1 protein-coding gene is annotated in these 326 nt (G+C 64.7%); it reads right to left on the reverse strand.

Annotation, left to right across the window (positions count from 1 at the left end; genetic code table 11):
- Positions 1 to 326 (reverse strand): ATP-binding cassette domain-containing protein (locus tag JW613_RS35495; RefSeq protein ID WP_209215316.1); only part of this gene is annotated, 326 nt, incomplete at both ends.

Consider the following 326-nt stretch of genomic DNA (forward strand, 5'->3'; position numbering starts at 1 on the left):
GCCTGCACCGAGACATCCAGCGCCGAGACCGGCTCGTCCGCCACGATGATCTCCGGACGCAACGCCAGCCCCCGCGCAATACCGATCCGCTGCCGCTGCCCCCCACTGAACTGATGCGGATACCGGTTGATGTACTCCGGATTCAACCCGACCACATCCAGCAGCTCCTGCACCCTGCGCCGCCGATCCCCCTTCGGCGCCACCTCCGGATGAATATCGAACGGCTCCCCCACGATGTCACCCACCGTCATCCGCGGATTGAGCGACGTGTACGGATCCTGGAACACCATCTGAATGTTCCGCCGCACCGCCTTCAAAGCACGCCC

It is taken from the genome of Streptomyces smyrnaeus, assembly GCF_017676345.1.
GTDB classification, from domain to species: domain Bacteria; phylum Actinomycetota; class Actinomycetes; order Streptomycetales; family Streptomycetaceae; genus Streptomyces; species Streptomyces smyrnaeus.